The organism is Pseudomonas sp. PD9R, from assembly GCF_019200975.1.
Classification (GTDB): Bacteria; Pseudomonadota; Gammaproteobacteria; order Pseudomonadales; family Pseudomonadaceae; genus Aquipseudomonas.
In genome coordinates, this window is record NZ_JAHTMR010000003.1 from 398,567 (window position 1) to 414,083 (window position 15,517).

A 15,517-nucleotide genomic window follows, 5' to 3' on the forward strand; every position below is an offset into this window, starting at 1 on the left:
CGCACATATGTATAAAAACAAAGAATGAGGTAATCGTAATGACAATCGAAAGAATGAATTACCCTGACGGTTATTTTCCAGTGGATGAATATGAGGGGCGCTGGAAAAAAGTGGAAGATGAAATGCGCCGGCAGAGTTATGAACTTGCCATTGTCTGGGGCAAGACAGCCGGCCATTATGAGCGGGCCATGGAAACACTTTGGTTGACCAACTTCTGGTCGGAACACTCTGGCCAGGAACCGGATTCTCCAATCTGGAACGCACGAGGTTTCTGCTGTGTGATATTGGAGCCTGGAAAGAAACCTGAACTGCATGCCGACGTGGCGACCGTGCGCCGTCGGATGGTGCGCTGCGGCGATTATTTCTTCAGTGACGACCCGATCAGCAGCGTCGCCAAGGCTCTGAACGCGCGCAAGCCGCATCGCAGCGTTGTGTTCGTCGGGTCCGACAATCTGCCAATGAAGTACGCCAGGCAGCTCGCGGAACAGACGCCCGATATCCAGTACGAGTATGACGATAACCTGATCCGCCGCTGCCGCCGGATCAAGAGCCCACGAGAACTGGACATGTTTCGCGAAGCGGGGCAGATGGTCTCCAGCGCCTTGTACCGCGTGTGTGACAGCCTTTATGCGGGCAAGACTGCGGCAGAGGCGGCGGCAGAGGGCGCTTATGAACTTACGCGTCGTGGGGGAGGCTGGCTGCGGATTCCAGTGAACTTCGGCAACGACGAGGACAGTCAATTCTTCGAGCGTGACCCCATGTACGGGTATTCCATGGGCGCGCCGAGCAAGGGCGATATGGTCAGGACCTGGATCTATGGGCCCACGCATCAGGGGTACTGGCTCGATCCAGGACGCTCATTGGTTTGCGGCGGCAAGCCCACACCGGAGCAGCGCTCGCTGCTGGTCGACTCTTACGCCATCACGGAGGCGGTGATGAACTCCGTGAAACACGGTGTCCGGGTACTCGACGTGGTGGGCGAGGCCGAGCGTGTGCAGGCACGCGTGGCCGAAGAAGAGGATCTGGCCGCCAAGCAATGGCCTTACTTTGGCCACGGCAACGGCTCCATGTGGGAACACCCGATCATCAACCGGGACTCGGTCACGGCAGACGATATTTTCGAAGAAGGGATGGTCGCCTCCGGGGAGTCCTTCATGACACGAAAAGGTGTCGGCAGCGTTGGGTGGGAGCAGAACTTCATCGTCACCCGGACCGGAATCGAGTTGCTGACGACGACCCCCGTTTTCTGGTTCTGATCGACAGTCGCATTGTTTGACGTTTCAGGGCACCGCTCCCATCGACCCAGGTGCGATGCCCTTTTTTATGGAGGCTTCCATGAACATTTTGCTGGCACAACTGCCCATCGCGGACGCACAGGTCGATATCAACCTGAGCAACATGCTGTCAATGATCCGCAATGCTCCGATCGATACGGATTTAATCGTGTTTCCGGAGACGACGCTCTCAGGTTTTCCCACCAAGGATGAGATTGGCACCGTTGGGCTGACGACCCGTGACAAGCCCATCCGGCTGATTCGGGAGGCGGCACGCAATAGCAATACCGCCATCGCTTTTGGTTTTTGCGAGGTGGCTGACGGGCGGGCGTATAACAGCGCGATGTTGGTCGATGGATCGGGGCGCATCGCCCTCAAATACCGCAAGACTCATCTCTGGCCCGATACGGATTGGGGCGTTTTCGATGCCGGCTCGCAGTACGCGGTGTGTGAAATTGCCTCGTTACGCGTAGGCGTGCTCATCTGCTATGACATCGAGTTTCCGGAGACCGCCCGCTCGTTGGCCCTATTGGACGCCGACCTCATCCTCGTGCTGGATGGCAACATGGAGCCCTACGGCCCCGTACACCGACGCGCCGTGATCAGCCGCGCCATGGAAAACCAATGCTTTGCCGTTTTGGTGAACCGCGTTGGTGAAGGCAAGGGCTTGTCGTTTCCTGGCGAGAGTGTCGCGGTCGATCCGTTCGGAAATGTGTTGGTCGAATCCATTGATGGACATCCTGTCCGTGCCACGCTGGAACGCGGGCGGATTGAAGAAAGCCGAAAAAATTATCGCTATTTGCGCGACCGCCGTGCCACGCCACTGGGCGTCGAACGGGCCACTAGCGAAGACGGCGTCGTCAACGCCGTCAGCGTCATTCCTGGGTAAAACAGACATTCGCGTGTGATTGCTTCTGGCCGTTCTCAATGGAATGGCAGGCCGCTACGCACGCAGCTCAGATAAAGCCTGGTTGGTGTGTCAATTATGTGGTGACGCCGTGATGCTGATTGGGAGGAGTGGCGAGACTTACGAATGGAAGCGGATCAGGCTTATTTACGTGCGGTGGCTGGGGTGGACTACCACTGAGTTGCTCGTCCGAAAATACCTTCTAAACATCGTCGGTACGCTAGCCTCGGTGCTCACCTTGGGTAAAGCGCTTTATGGACGATCCTTGCGATGAAATCCACAGAAATCATAGCAAGTGATCGCAAAGGCGTTTTTACACACCCCAGACCGATTGCTGCCCTCATCAACAGGCAGCTACCGGCACTCAACCACCACCATCCAGCACTCGGAGACCGATCAGCTCTCCTGACCCGCTGCCTGCAAATGCGTGCGATGCGTACGCCTGAACAGCAACAACATGATCACCCCACCCATCGCCACGATGGCCGCCGCCACACGCAGTGCCATCCCCAAGTCACCGGTTGCCGTGGTGATGTACCCCAGCAGCGAAGGGCCGATGGCGCCGCCCAGTGCGCCAATGCTGCTGACAATGGCGATGCCGGCAGCCGCCGCGCCACGGGACAGGACCTCTGGCGGGATTGACCAGAACACTGACAGGCTGGCGAAATGCCCGGCCGAGGCGATGCTCAGCAACAGGATCGAGAACAGCGGATTGCCTTCGGCAGTGCGCAGCAGGGCCAGGCTCAGGGCAGCGGCGAACAGTGGCAGCGCGTAGTGCCAGCGACGCTCGCCGGAGCGGTCGGAATGGCGGCCGACCCAGAGCATGGCGGCAATCCCCACCAGTGCCGGTATCGCAGCCAGGAAGCCGACGTGCATGACGTCAGTGATGCCGCTGTTGTGGATGATCGTCGGTGAGAAGAACGCGATGGTGTTGGCCAGCACATAGCTGCACAGCGAGATCAACCCCAGCACCAGCAGCTTGGGTTCCTGCAAGGCCAGGCGCAGCGAGCTGTGATGAGCGGATGGCGCATGCGCTTGCTGTTCAAGCTGCAAGTCCTGCTCGACCTGTTGTTTTTGTTGGTCGCTGAGCCATTTCGCATTCGCCGGGCGATCATCCAGCCAGATGAACGCAACCACCCCCAGGATCATCGCCGGCAAGCCTTCAAGCAGAAACATCCACTGCCAGCCCTTGAGCCCCATGTACCCGGAAAAGAAGCTCATGATCCAGCCGGACAACGGCGAACCGATAAGCCCGGCGATGGGCACACCGACGAAAAACAGCGAGGTGATTCGCCCGCGTCGGCTGGCCGGATACCAGTAGGAAAGGTACAGAATGATCCCCGGGAAAAACCCGGCTTCTGCCACGCCCAACAGCACGCGCAAGGTATAGAACTGCCACGGTGTCTGCACGAACATGGTCAGCGTCGATACGAGCCCCCATAGCAGCATGATCCTGAGCAGCGTCTTGCGCGCACCAATGCGGGCCAGCAGCAGATTGCTCGGGACTTCGAACAGCAGGAAGCCGACGAAAAACAGACCGGCGCCCAGCCCGAATACCGCCGCGCTGAAACCCAGGTCATTGCTGAACTGCAGCTTGGCGATGCCAATGTTGACCCGGTCGATGTAGTTGACGATGTAGCACAGCAACAGCAGCGGCATGATCCGCCAGGTGATGCGTCGATAAACCGCCGGGTCATTGCCCGGGGACGAGGAAGATTGCATGGGAACTCCTGTCTTGTTTTTGTTAGGTGAAGCCGATGCCGTGCAGTTGTCTGAAATCCCTGCTGAGTCCTTCGGTCATGCAGCTTGCGAGTCAATGCGCTTATACGGTTGCCTGCGATTTGCCGGCTCGCCATATGATTGACAAGGTCAACTATGTAGTTGATATTGTCAACGTAAATAAAAACTCAAGACGAGGCGTGACCTATGTCGCTGAAGACCCCTTTGACCCGCCTGCTAGGCATCCAGTATCCAATCATACAAGCGGGTATGAGCTGGGCCTCAAGTTGTGCCGCATTGCCTGCGGCCGTCTCCAACGCCGGTGGCCTGGGCGTGATTGCCGCAGGCCCCATGCGCCTGGAAGACCTGGCGCAAACCCTCACCGAAATCAGGACACTCACCGACAAACCCTACGCCGTCAACATCCCGCTGTACCGCAAGGGCGCCGCAGAAATTCTCGACCTGCTGGAGCGTGAACGGGTGCCGGTGATCATCGCCAGCCAGGGCTCGCCCAGGCCGCATCTACAGCGCTTTCACGCCTATGGCGCGACCTGGATGCACGTTGTGGCGTTCGTTGAACATGCGCAAAAGGCCGCGGCGGCCGGTGTCGATGCGTTGGTGGTGGTCGGCTGCGAGGCCGGTGGCCACCCGCCGGCCAATGAGGTGAGCACGCTGGTGAACGTCAGGAGTGTGCTGCAGCAGGTCAATTGCCCGGTGGTCGCGGGTGGGGGAGTGGCCGACGGTTATGGCATCGCAGCCCTGCTGGCGCTCGGCGCGGACGCGGTGCAACTGGGTACGCGCTTCATCCTCAGCGACGAAGCGCGCCTGCACCCGCAATACAAACGCATGGTGCTGAACGCTGGCATCGACGACACCCTGCTGGTGGGGCGCGGCAAACTGCCGGTGCGCAGCGTTCGCAACGGCTTCACGGACCGAGTACTGGCCGCCGAACAGAATGGCCAGCACATCAGCAACCCGGCGGCCTACGAGGCGCTGCTGGCCTCGGCCACTCTCAAGCAAGCCAGCCTTGACGGCGACACCGCCAACGGCAAAGTCGAGGCCGGCCAATGCGCCGGCCTGATCAATCAGATACAACCCGCCGCCAGCATCATGGAGAAACTGGTGCACGAGACCGAACAAGCATTGAAACGTCTGCGCGACATGCAGTCTTGATTGGAGAATAACAATGACAAATGAAACCCTGATTCTGAGCAAGTTCGATGCTGGCGTACTGGTGTTGACGCTCAATCGTCCCGACAAACTCAATGCGCTGAATTTCGCCCTGACCCAGGCCTTGGTCGATGCGTTGAAAGCCGCCGACGCGGACGATTCTGTCCGGGCAATCATCCTGACCGGTGCCGGTCGCGGCTTCTGCGCCGGGGCCGATACCCGCGAGTTCGCCATTCTCACCCCGGACAACCAGGCGCTGGTCGAACAGCGCGCCACGTTGACCACTGAGTTGCAAGGCCTGGGCAAATGCCTGAGCAAACCGCTGATTGCCGCAGTAAACGGCTACGCCATGGGTGGTGGCAGCGGCCTGGTGCTGTCTTGCGATCTGGCGCTGGCGACGCCGGATGCGCGATTTGGCTACCCGGAAGTCAAGCATGGCATCGTCGCCGCGATTGTCATGGCCGGCCTGGTGGAGCACGTCGGGCGCAAGGCGGCCTTCGAACTGGTGGCGTGCGGTCGCACCGTGGGCGCCGATGAAGCCTTGGCCCTCGGCCTGATCAACCGCGTGGTGCCTGCCGAACAGTTGCTGGATCAAGCCCGCGAGCTCGCCGCGACGTTGGCCAGCTATCCCGTTGAAGCTATGCGCGCCACCAAACAGATTTTCCATGAAGTGGCCCAGTTGCCCTTCAACGAAGGGCTGCAGCGCGGCAGGGCGCTCAATGCGCGGATGCGCGCATTCCGCCACGGTCAGGAGACGCCGGCATGAAGCCGCTTGAGGGCATTACCGTCATAGAGATGGCACGGGTGCTCGCCTGCCCGCTGGCCGGGATGATCCTGGCGGAGCTGGGGGCGCGGGTGATCAAGGTCGAGCAACCGCAGACGGGCGACGAAACGCGAGGTTACGAGCCTTTCGCCAACACCGCCGCGCAATGCGAAGGCGACGACGCGGGAGTGGAGCGTAGCGCCTATTACTACGCGTTCAATCGCAGCAAGGAATCGATCAGCGTCAACCTGCGCACGGCAGAGGGGCAGGACATCGTGCGCAAGCTGGTGGCGGGCGCTGATGTGGTACTGGAGAATTTCCCCACCGGCACCCTGTCCCGGTACGGTCTGGATTGGCCGAGCCTGCAAAAGCTCAACCGCAAACTGGTCTACGTCTCGTGCACCGGTTTTGGCCAGACCGGCCCCTACGCCAAACGCAAAGGCTACGACACGGTATTCCAGGCCATGAGTGGACTGATGAGCATGACCGGTGCTCGCGAGGGCGAACCGGTCAAGCCCGGTGTACCGGTGGCGGACATGACCTCGGGTCTGTGGATCGCTTTGGGGACCCTGGCCATGCTTCAAGGTGCCAAAGGGCGCGAGGAGGGTGCCTATCTGGACTTCTCGATGCTCGATGGGCAAATCCCGCTGCTGTCTCTGGCCGCAGCGCGCTTCTTTACCCATGCCGAGCTGCCGACGCGCATGGGCACCGAACACCCGGGCCGCGTGCCGTCGGCCAGTTTTCGCTGTGCCGACGGTGGTTTCGTGCACATCACTGGCGCCGACCAGCATTGGAAGCCTTTGTGCAAACTGCTCGGTCTGGACGCCTTGGCTGAAGACCCGAGGCTGCGGGAAAACAGCGGTCGCGTACTGCATCGCGACGAAGTCATGCAGGCGTTGACGCAAGCCTGCCAGGAACTGACCCGCGACCAGCTGTGCACCGCCTGTGACGCGTTCGGCGTACCGGCCGGTCCGCTCAAGACGCTGGACGAAGTGATGGTCGACCCGCACCTGCAAGCGCGGGGCGTGTTCGACAGTTTCGAGCATCCCCAGGCCGGCACTTTCCCGGCGATTCGCCTGCCGTTTCACTTCACAGGCTTCGACGACCCAACACTCAGGCGCCCGCCATTGCTGGGTGAGCACAATGACGTCGTGCTAGCCGAACTGGGTTATTCCGCGCAACAGATCCATGGCCTGCGGGCCGGGGGGGCGATTTGAACATGAACACTTATTCCACCGTGCGCCTGAGCATCGACACCGAGCAGCACATTGCCGAACTGGTACTCGATCGACCCGAAGCACGCAACGCCTTGAACAGCGCCTTGTGCCGCGATCTTCATCACGCCGTGTTGGCCATTCGCGACAACCCGGCCATGCACGTGGTGATGATCCGCGCAGAAGGTCCGGTGTTCTGCGCGGGTGCCGACTTGAAAGAACGTGAGGGCATGGACGACGATCAGATCCGCGCCCGCCGTCTGCGAGCCTTTGCCCTGTATGCCGCCATCGAGGATCTGCCGATCCCGGTCTTCGCCGTGCTCGATGGTGCCGCCATCGGTTCTGGCTGCGAAATCGCCAGCGCTTGCGACTTCGCCATCGCCAGTGACCGCGCCAGTTTTCGCTACCCCGAAGCGCGCTGGGGCACCGTGGGCGCCACCCAGCGTTTGCCACGCATCGTCGGTCGGCGCCTGGCCAAGGAACTGATGTTCACCGGGCGCGTAGTCGATGCACACGAGGCGCAGCGCATTGGCCTGATCAATCGCGTCGTGGCCTCGGGCGAACTGCGGGAAGTCAGCAACCGGTTGGCGCAAGAGATTGCCGCTGGCCCGCCCCATGCTATGCGCAGCGCCAAACACACGCTCGATCATGGCCTGGACGACAGCCGCCATGGCGCCCTGGCCAGGGAAATCCTGGCAATCGAAGACAACCTCAATGCCGGCGTCTGGAAAGCCGCCATGACCACCTTCAAAAAGGATACTGCCCAGTGAACGACGTCCAATCCCCCGTTCGTATTCCGCTGTGGGCGGTGCTGTGTCGCGTGGCCGAACAACGTCCGCATGCCGAAGCCCTGGTGGCCGAAGACGGTCGCCTGACGTACAGGCAACTGGTCGAGAGTGCGGACAACGTCGCCCGGGCGATGCTGGCTCTGGGCTTGAAGCATGGCGACCATATCGGCCTGTTGCGGGCCAACTCGGTCAGTTGGGCGGTGCACTGGTATGCCGCGGCGTCGCTGGGCCTGGTGACTGTCCCGCTGAACACCCGGTTTCGCACCGAAGAGCTCAGCTATGGCCTGGAGCACGAAGACATTCGTGCGCTGTTTTGCGTGGATCGGTTCCTCGGCAAGATCGACTTCGTGGGCATGCTGCGGGACATCGAGCCGGCCATCGACAGCGTGCTGCCGGGCAACGTTCTGCCACTGCTGCACAACCTGATCGTCGATGGCGAAGCGGTGCCTGCCGGGGCGCGCAGCCAGGCCGATTTCCTCAAAGCCGGCGTGGCCATCGAGGATACGGTGCTGGAGGAGGCTCGCAACCGGGTACAGGCCGACGACACATTGCTGATTCAATTGACCTCCGGCACCACCAGTTACCCCAAGGGCGTGATGCTCAGTCATGCGGCGATGCTGGGGGTCGCCAAGTCGGTGGCCGGGCGCATCGGCGTGCGTCCCGATGATCGCTATTTCAGTCCGCGACCGTTCTACCACGTGTCCGGCAGCACCATGTCTTTGCTTGTCGCACTGGTAGAAGGCGCGTGCCTGATTACCGCCCAGACCTTCGATCCGGGCCAGGCGTTGACAATCATGGCCGAGGAGCGCTGCACCCTGACTTCGGGCAACGACACGATGTTTTTGATGATGCTCGCCGACCCTGGCTTCGACGCTTCCAGGTTGCACCTGCGCGGCGGCTGGGCTGCCGCCAGCCCACACATATTGCGCGACGTAGTCGAATTGATGGGCGCGCGGGAAATCTGCAACGCCTACGGCTTGTCCGAGGCGGCGCCCAATCTCGTGGTGTCGGCCACCAGCGAGCCGTTAGAGCAACGGATTGACGGCTACATGCTGCCCCACGAAGGGGTCAGCATCGAAATCCGCGATCCGCACACCGGTGAGACCATGCCGCCGGGCGAAATCGGCGAGATTTGCGCCAAAGGCTGGAGCCTGATGAAGGGCTATTACAAGTTACCGGAACAAACCGCCAAGACCCTGCGCGCAGGCTGGCTGTACACCGGCGATCTGGGTGAAATGGGCGCCGATGGCCGTTTGCGTTTCATTGGCCGGCTCAAGGACATGTTCCGGGTGGGCGGGGAGAACGTTTCGCCGCTGGAGGTCGAGCAAGTGCTGCTCAAACACCCCAGCGTGGAGCTGGCCCAGGTGGTCGGCGTGCCCGACCCGCGACTGGGCGAAGTGCCGGCCGCCTACGTGACCCTGCGCAGTGGCCAGCACGCGGAAACCGCCGAGTTGATCGCGTTCTGCAAAGCGTGTTGCGCCAACTTCAAGGTGCCGCGCTATCTGAGCGTTGTCGAAGGCTTTGAAAGCATCGGCATGACCGGCTCGAGCAAGGTTCAGAAGAACCGCTTGCGCGAGCACGCAATCAAGGAGTTCGGCTTGAGCTGACAGCGGGTCACTCGCTCCAGTCGTTTTCGCGCTCCTGATCGAGCATGGCGCGTGCCTGGTGCGTCAGCTTCTGCAATGCCACGGCCAGCAGATCTCGCTCGCTTTTGGTCAGGCACGATTGCAGTTGCTTGTTGAGCTGCACGGCTTCGGGGAACACCTGGTCGACCAGCGCCCTGCCCTGGTCGGTCAGGGACAGCGCGATGCCCCGTGCATCGCTGGGGTCGGGCTGGCGCTCGACAAACCCGCGTTCATTGAGCTTGACCACGATCCGACTGGTCAGGCCCTTGTCGAACTGCGCCTGGGCGGCTAACCGATTGAGGGACAGCTCCCCGGCGGTGTTGATCAGCGCGATGACCCGCCATTCGTTCATGGTCAGCGAGAATTTTCGCAGGTAAACGCTGGCAGTGTTCTTGGTGTAGAGGTTGCTCAGTTGACGCAACTGGAACGACATCAGATCGCGCAGATCCTGAGGCTCGCCCAGTTTTCGGGATGGCTCGCCGTCGCTCGTATGGGTGGATTTTGGCATGCACATTTCCTCAGTTAAATAAATTGACATGGTCAACTAAATTGGCAGAGACTCAGCCTCCACAAGCAAGCAAGAAAACTTGAAAGACGGTATCTGCTCTAGCAAAAGCAGCATGTTAGCGGTAACCAACATAATTGACGATGCCGATCATCTACAACCTGGAGAGTCCATGACTGATGTCGTTCTTTGCGAGTGTTTCGCACGCGACGGTTTGCAGCACGAAAGTGCGATCATCCCGACGCCCCGCAAACGCGAGCTGATCCAGCAATTCGCCGATGCCGGCTTTAGCCGCGTGGAAGCAACCTCGTACTCCAACCCGGCCGTCATCCCGCAATTTGCCGATGCCAGCGAACTTCTGGCCGGGCTGCCGCGGCGTGCCGGTGTGTTCTACAAGGCGACCTGCGCCAACGTTCGGGCAGTCGAACGGGCCATCGCCGATCTGGACGCGGGTTTCGGCGCCAACGAAATCAGCCTGTTGGTGTCCGCTTCCGAGTCCCATTCACAGACCAACCTCAAGCGCAGCCGGGCCGAACAATGGGCCAACATCGCGGCGATGGTCGACGCGGCCAAGGGGCGCTTCAGAATGATCGGCACCGTGTCCGTGGCATTCGGTTGCCCCTTTGAAGGCGCTGTCGACGAGCGTCAGGTGCTGGCGGATGTAGAGGCTTTCGCCCGGCTTGGCGTAACCCACGTCACCCTCGGCGACACCACCGGCGTCGCCACACCGCACAGCGTACGACGCTTGTTTGGCAGCGTGCTGAGCACGATGCCCGAAGTCACCCCGATCGCGCATTTCCATGACACCCGCGCCACCGGGCTGGTGAATTACCTGGCCGCCCTTGAAGTCGGCACGCGTTATTTCGACTGCGCGTTTGGCGGGGTCGGCGGCCATCCGGCGAAGGTCAAATACGGTTCGGGTTTTACTGGCAATGTCAGTACTGAGGACTGGGTCAACTTGTTGGAGTCGATGGGCGTCAACACCGGGATCGACTTGCAACAGATGTTGGTCATCTCGGCGCAGTGCGAAGCCGCGCTGGGACGTGAGCTGCACAGTCGAGTGGCACGCAGTGGGCTTAACCCGCTGATCAACTGACACCCCGACAGCAAAACAACAACACCTTTTCATTCTTTGCGCCTGCGTGGCCGAGCACAAAGAAGGCATCGCCGCGCCTGCCATTTGAGCCGCACACCCTGAACACCCATAAAAATAATAGAGGTACACATGTCCAGAACCACGCGATCCACAAGCATCCCATGGGTCGGCGTCGCCGTCGGCCTGGCGCTGTGGCAATCCGCCCATGGGGCTTTTCTCGAGGACAGCAAAGCCTCGATCAGCTCGCGCACGTTTTACTACAACAACGACAACCGCGACGGTGGCGCCGATCAACGTGAAACGGCCCAAGGCTTTCGGCTGGACTACTTGTCCGGGTTTACCGGCGGCACCGTCGGCTTCGGTCTGGATGCGCAAGCGCTGCTGGGCGTGCCACTGGACGGCGGCAAGGGTCATCACCCGAACAACAACAGCTTCATCCCCAGCGATAGCGATGGCTCGGCGGTGAGCGAATGGAGTCGTGCGGCGGCGAACGCGAAAATGCGCTTCTCGCAGACAGAATTTCACTATGGCGGCGGGCTGAGCCCGAACCTGCCGATCCTGGTGGCGACCGACAGCCGCTTGCTGCCGCAAACCTTCGAGGGCGGCATCCTGACCTCAAAGGAAATCAGCAACCTCACCGTGGTGGCGGGGCAAATCGAACATGCCACCGGCCGCGCATCGAGCAACCACACCGGCCTGGCGGTGGCCGGAGCGACCGAAGAAAGCAACCAGTTCCGTTTTGCCGGCGGCGACTGGAAGGTCACGCCTAACCTGACACTGCAGTACTACTACGCCAATCTTGAAGATTATTACCAGCAGCATTTCGGCGGCTTGATCCATGTGCTGCCGCTGGGCGAGGCACAGTCGTTCAAGACCGATCTGCGCTACTTCAAAAGCAGCAGCGTCGGCGCCAATGGAGAGCCGGGTTACCGGTTTAACAACAACGGCGGCTATGCCAAACATCCAGGCGAAATCGACAACACCACCTGGAGCGCCATGTTCACCTACAGCCTGGGCGGCAACGCACTGATGCTCGGCCACCAACAGGTCAGCGACGACGGCGGTTTCGTCTGGGCCAACCAGGGCAGCCTGCCCAATGAAGGCGCCGCGGGTGCAGCCTTCTATCTGTTCACCGACAGCATGATCAACCAGTTCGCCCGCGCCGGCGAAAACACCACCTTCGGCCAGTACAGCTACGACTTCGCCGGTTTGGGTGTGCCTGGCCTGAAGACCTCCATTGCCTATCTTCAGGGACGAGATATCAAGAGCCTGACCGGCGCCGCCAATCAATCCGAATGGGAACGCGACATGCGCATCGACTATGTCATCCAATCGGGGGTGTTGAAGGGTTTTGGGGCAACATTGCGTCACGGTATTTACCGGGGCAGTGACACGGGAATTGCCGATCAGGACCAGACTCGGTTGATCTTCAATTACAGCTACAGCTTCATGTAGCAGAGCTCGACTTCACGGCCTGTAGGAGCATGGCTTGCCCGCGATGGCGTCGTATCAGGCGATGTGGATTTTGAAGCTGTGTGCGGTTTCACACGTGAAGTGGATCGCTCACGGCTTTTCGATGCCCGTGCTGTCATGAAGATGGCTGAGACAGTGATCGATATCGGGAGCAGGCGCATTGTCATTGATGGCGCCGCCTCCAATCCTGCGGGATTTGTGCTGTGTGACGAGGGTAGGGTACTCGGCGTGCTCGATCCGGCGGGTCTGCTCAAAGTAAGAAACGGCAGTGTTGCAAGCGAGCTGATGACCAGCCGGTTCGTCTCCATTCCCGATCATGGTGATTCTGATCTTCTTACTGGCGTACCGATTCGCCAAGCTGGGAATAGCTGTATTCAGTGCAGGGGCGCTGATCTTCATCGCCGCGTTAGGCGTATGGGATGAGGCCATGACGACACTCTCCCTAATCACTACGGCGGTTGTGATTTGTATGATCATCGGCATTCCGACCGGGATAATTTGCGCGAGCAGTCCAAGAACCTGGAGTGTGGTTCGGCCAATTCTGGATGTCATGCAAACCACGCCAACATTCGTCTATCTGGTTCCCGTCGTAACGCTTTTTGGTGTGGGTACTGTTTCCGGTGAAGTCGCTGTGATCATCGCCGCTGCTAATCCGCTTTACTTACCTCGGGGTGAGTATGGTAGAGCAAGAAATCGTCGAAGCCGGCTTGGCCTTGGTGCGAACAAGCGTCAGTTGCTTTGGGAAATTCAGCTGCCTCAGGCAATTCCAACCATACTCGGCGGATTGAACCAAACCGTCTTGACGGCAATGGTGATGTCTGTGGTCGTGGCAATGATTGGTGCCGAAGGCTTGGGTCTGGTCGTACTTCAGGGTATCGGGAGACTTGATGTCGGTCGAGCTGCAGTGGGGGGATTTGCAATCGTACTCCTGGCCATCACTCTCGATCGGATCACACAGCAATTGGCTAGCCCGCCAATCGAACAAGTAAAACTTCTCTGCTCAAAAAAATGTTCAAGCCTCAGCGGGTAAATGCGTAGTGCCGCAAGCCTGCTGAAATTCAAAGTAAGACTGGACCCGGTGGCACGCAGGTGCGCGTGCTTTCGATAGGTCCATTATTTCCTCCGAAGGCACCATGGAATTATAAATTTCCTGGTTTTGTTCGCCGGCCCTCTAACGCACGGGTTACGTCCCTGACAGTTGAATTCGTATGCTTAGGCCTGCAACTGTACGACTGTACAGATTATTGTTGCAGGGTGAAAAAGGTGGTGCTATAAAACACCACACCTGACAGATGATCCTGATTTATTGGGTACTGCGAATAAGGGATCTTTAGGTGCCAAGCCTGCCTGTCTATTTTTTTGACATGCAGTTGTACGATCGTACGGTTTTGAGGGTGAAGCATGAAAGATAAAGCTCCCGAAGAAATGTCGTTTGGTTTGTCGCGTCGCGAGGTCGTCAAGGGTACTGCGGGCCTGCTTTTCGCTGGCATGGTGTTGAGTGGCTTGCCTGGGTCGGTGTTTGCTCAACCGAAGAAAGGCGGGCGTCTGGTCTTCGGACTGGCTGGCGCATCCACCACCGATAGCCTTGATCCGGGCCTGGCAGAAGACGACTTCATGATGCTGCTGTCGCAATCCTTGCGAGGCAATCTGGTTGAAGTGGATGCGTCCGGCAATCCTGTACCGGAGCTTGCAGAGTCCTGGGAGGCCTCTCCGGATGCGAAGGTCTGGACTTTCAAGTTGCGCAGCGGTGTGCAGTTTCACAACGGCAAGCCATTCACCGCCGACGATGTGGTGGCCACGCTCGATTACCACCGTATGGACGGCTCCAAGTCCCTTTCCAAATCGATTGTTTCGCAAATCGATGAAGTCGTGGCCGTCGACGCTACAACAGTCAAAGTCGTCCTCAAAGGCGGAAATGCCGACTTCCCGACACTGATGAGCGACTACCACCTGAGCATTCTGCCCCGTGGCGCGGACGGAAAAGTCGATTGGCGATCCGGTAATGGCACTGGCGGCTACGTACTCAAGGAGTACAACCCGGGTGTGCGTGCGCTGGTGGTACGCAACCCGTCTTATTGGAAGCCGGACCGGGCGCATGTGGAAGAGGCTGAACTCATTGCGATCTCCGATCCGGTTGCTCGTCAGAATGCGTTGCTGACAGGCAAGGTCAACGTGATCAATCGGGTCGAGATCAAAACCCTGTCGCTGCTCCAGCGCAGCAACAAAGTCCGTATTGAAGAAGTCGCCGGTTTGAACCACGCGACCATGCCCATGATTGCCACCGTCAGCCCCTTCCAGGACAACAACGTCCGGCTTGCGCTCAAGCACGCCGTGGATCGCGATCAGTGGGTCAAGACCTTGCTTCGTGGCCATGGATCGGTGGGTAACGACCATCCCATCGGCAAGCAACAGAAGTACTTCAATACTGAATTGCCACAGCGTCAGTACGATCCCGACAAGGCACGCTTCTATTTGAAGCAGGCAGGTCTCGATAGCGTGGATATCAACATCAGCGCCGCGGATGCGGCATTCGCCGGCGCCGTCGACGCAGCCGTACTGTTTGAAGAAAGTGCGCGCAAATCGGGTATCAACCTCAAGGTCGTCCGAGAATCCAACGATGGTTACTGGATCAATGTTTGGTCCAAAAAGCCAATGTGCATGTGCTACTGGACTGGCCGCCCGACCCCTGACTGGGTGTTCAGCCAGATCTATGCAACGGGTGCCTCGTGGGGCGACACGCAGTGGAACAACGAGCGCTTCGACAAGTTGATGCTCATGGCCCGCTCTGAGCTCGATGAGACACGGCGCACGCAAATTTACTGGGAGATGCAGCAGCAACTGCGCGACGAAGGTTCGACCATCGTGCCGATGTTCATGAACTACATCATGGGTATGAGCACCAACGTCGTGACCTCAAGCCCGGTAGCCGGAAACATGGCGCTGGACGGTATGCGCGCCATCGAACGCTGGTCACTTTCCTAAG

Annotated in this window: 14 protein-coding genes; 11 read left to right on the forward strand and 3 right to left on the reverse strand. The window is 59.6% G+C overall.

Annotated elements, in window-relative coordinates; genetic code table 11:
* Positions 1-38: 38 nt before the first annotated feature.
* Positions 39-1,256 carry a Xaa-Pro peptidase family protein gene (locus KUF73_RS09350; RefSeq protein WP_218437750.1) on the forward strand — a complete coding sequence of 406 codons (1,218 nt, stop codon included), beginning with the start codon at positions 39-41 and terminating at the stop codon, positions 1,254-1,256.
* 79 nt (positions 1,257-1,335) lie between these two features.
* Positions 1,336-2,163 carry a nitrilase-related carbon-nitrogen hydrolase gene (locus KUF73_RS09355; protein WP_218437751.1) on the forward strand — a complete coding sequence of 276 codons (828 nt, stop codon included), beginning with the start codon at positions 1,336-1,338 and terminating at the stop codon, positions 2,161-2,163.
* A gap of 414 nt (positions 2,164-2,577) precedes the next feature.
* Here KUF73_RS09355 and KUF73_RS09360 read toward each other — a convergent pair whose 3' ends face one another.
* Positions 2,578-3,903, reverse strand: coding sequence for an MFS transporter (locus KUF73_RS09360; protein WP_218437752.1), 1,326 nt, complete (start codon positions 3,901-3,903; stop codon positions 2,578-2,580).
* 204 nt (positions 3,904-4,107) lie between these two features.
* Here KUF73_RS09360 and KUF73_RS09365 point away from each other — a divergent pair, with 204 nt between their 5' ends.
* From KUF73_RS09365 to KUF73_RS09385, 5 genes are read left to right on the forward strand one after another with little or no spacing between them, the layout of a single operon-like run.
* Positions 4,108-5,073, forward strand: coding sequence for a nitronate monooxygenase family protein (locus tag KUF73_RS09365; RefSeq protein ID WP_218437753.1), 966 nt, complete (start codon positions 4,108-4,110; stop codon positions 5,071-5,073).
* A gap of 13 nt (positions 5,074-5,086) precedes the next feature.
* On the forward strand, positions 5,087-5,836 hold the full coding sequence (locus KUF73_RS09370) for an enoyl-CoA hydratase/isomerase family protein (protein WP_218437754.1): 750 nt from the start codon (positions 5,087-5,089) through the stop codon (positions 5,834-5,836).
* Positions 5,833-7,050 carry a CaiB/BaiF CoA-transferase family protein gene (locus tag KUF73_RS09375; protein ID WP_218437755.1) on the forward strand — a complete coding sequence of 406 codons (1,218 nt, stop codon included), beginning with the start codon at positions 5,833-5,835 and terminating at the stop codon, positions 7,048-7,050. The genes KUF73_RS09370 and KUF73_RS09375 overlap by 4 nt, the downstream gene beginning before the upstream one ends.
* A 2-nt stretch (positions 7,051-7,052) precedes the next feature.
* Entirely contained in the window at positions 7,053-7,817 is a 765-nt protein-coding gene (locus KUF73_RS09380) for an enoyl-CoA hydratase/isomerase family protein (protein WP_218437756.1), read from the forward strand.
* A complete protein-coding gene (locus KUF73_RS09385; protein WP_218437757.1) occupies positions 7,814-9,442 on the forward strand; it encodes an AMP-binding protein in 1,629 nt (542 codons plus the stop codon). The genes KUF73_RS09380 and KUF73_RS09385 overlap by 4 nt, the downstream gene beginning before the upstream one ends.
* 7 nt (positions 9,443-9,449) lie before the next feature.
* Here the strand turns inward: KUF73_RS09385 and KUF73_RS09390 are convergent, their stop codons facing one another.
* Entirely contained in the window at positions 9,450-9,968 is a 519-nt protein-coding gene (locus KUF73_RS09390; protein WP_218437758.1) for a MarR family winged helix-turn-helix transcriptional regulator, read from the reverse strand.
* A 169-nt stretch (positions 9,969-10,137) separates the two neighbouring features.
* On the opposite strand from KUF73_RS09390, the gene KUF73_RS09395 reads away from it, so the two are divergent.
* Positions 10,138-11,061: a hydroxymethylglutaryl-CoA lyase gene (locus KUF73_RS09395; RefSeq protein WP_218437759.1), complete on the forward strand. Its 924-nt coding sequence runs from the start codon at positions 10,138-10,140 to the stop codon at positions 11,059-11,061.
* 129 nt (positions 11,062-11,190) lie between these two features.
* Positions 11,191-12,516 (forward strand): OprD family outer membrane porin, encoded by a 1,326-nt coding sequence (locus KUF73_RS09400; RefSeq protein ID WP_218437760.1) that lies wholly within the window; start codon positions 11,191-11,193, stop codon positions 12,514-12,516.
* A 108-nt stretch (positions 12,517-12,624) separates the two neighbouring features.
* Here KUF73_RS09400 and KUF73_RS09405 read toward each other — a convergent pair whose 3' ends face one another.
* Positions 12,625-12,963, reverse strand: a complete 339-nt coding sequence (locus tag KUF73_RS09405; RefSeq protein WP_218437761.1) for a hypothetical protein — start codon at positions 12,961-12,963, stop codon at positions 12,625-12,627.
* On the opposite strand from KUF73_RS09405, the gene KUF73_RS09410 reads away from it, so the two are divergent.
* Positions 12,962-13,564, forward strand: coding sequence for a proline/glycine betaine ABC transporter permease (locus KUF73_RS09410; RefSeq protein ID WP_218437762.1), 603 nt, complete (start codon positions 12,962-12,964; stop codon positions 13,562-13,564). The two genes, KUF73_RS09405 and KUF73_RS09410, sit on opposite strands and share 2 nt — an antisense overlap.
* A gap of 371 nt (positions 13,565-13,935) precedes the next feature.
* Positions 13,936-15,516, forward strand: a complete 1,581-nt coding sequence (locus KUF73_RS09415; RefSeq protein ID WP_218437763.1) for an ABC transporter substrate-binding protein — start codon at positions 13,936-13,938, stop codon at positions 15,514-15,516.
* Position 15,517: the final 1 nt, after the last annotated feature.

Coding starts and splice junctions, on each gene's coding strand:
- KUF73_RS09355 (WP_218437751.1), top strand. CDS start 1,336: ATGAACATTTTGCTGGCACAACTGCCCATCGCGGACGCACAGGTCGAT.
- KUF73_RS09410 (WP_218437762.1), top strand. CDS start 12,962: ATGACGACACTCTCCCTAATCACTACGGCGGTTGTGATTTGTATGATC.
- KUF73_RS09400 (WP_218437760.1), top strand. CDS start 11,191: ATGTCCAGAACCACGCGATCCACAAGCATCCCATGGGTCGGCGTCGCC.
- KUF73_RS09360 (WP_218437752.1), bottom strand. CDS start 3,903: ATGCAATCTTCCTCGTCCCCGGGCAATGACCCGGCGGTTTATCGACGC.
- KUF73_RS09365 (WP_218437753.1), top strand. CDS start 4,108: ATGTCGCTGAAGACCCCTTTGACCCGCCTGCTAGGCATCCAGTATCCA.
- KUF73_RS09390 (WP_218437758.1), bottom strand. CDS start 9,968: ATGCCAAAATCCACCCATACGAGCGACGGCGAGCCATCCCGAAAACTG.
- KUF73_RS09370 (WP_218437754.1), top strand. CDS start 5,087: ATGACAAATGAAACCCTGATTCTGAGCAAGTTCGATGCTGGCGTACTG.
- KUF73_RS09395 (WP_218437759.1), top strand. CDS start 10,138: ATGACTGATGTCGTTCTTTGCGAGTGTTTCGCACGCGACGGTTTGCAG.
- KUF73_RS09405 (WP_218437761.1), bottom strand. CDS start 12,963: ATGGCCTCATCCCATACGCCTAACGCGGCGATGAAGATCAGCGCCCCT.
- KUF73_RS09415 (WP_218437763.1), top strand. CDS start 13,936: ATGAAAGATAAAGCTCCCGAAGAAATGTCGTTTGGTTTGTCGCGTCGC.
- KUF73_RS09375 (WP_218437755.1), top strand. CDS start 5,833: ATGAAGCCGCTTGAGGGCATTACCGTCATAGAGATGGCACGGGTGCTC.
- KUF73_RS09380 (WP_218437756.1), top strand. CDS start 7,053: ATGAACACTTATTCCACCGTGCGCCTGAGCATCGACACCGAGCAGCAC.
- KUF73_RS09350 (WP_218437750.1), top strand. CDS start 39: ATGACAATCGAAAGAATGAATTACCCTGACGGTTATTTTCCAGTGGAT.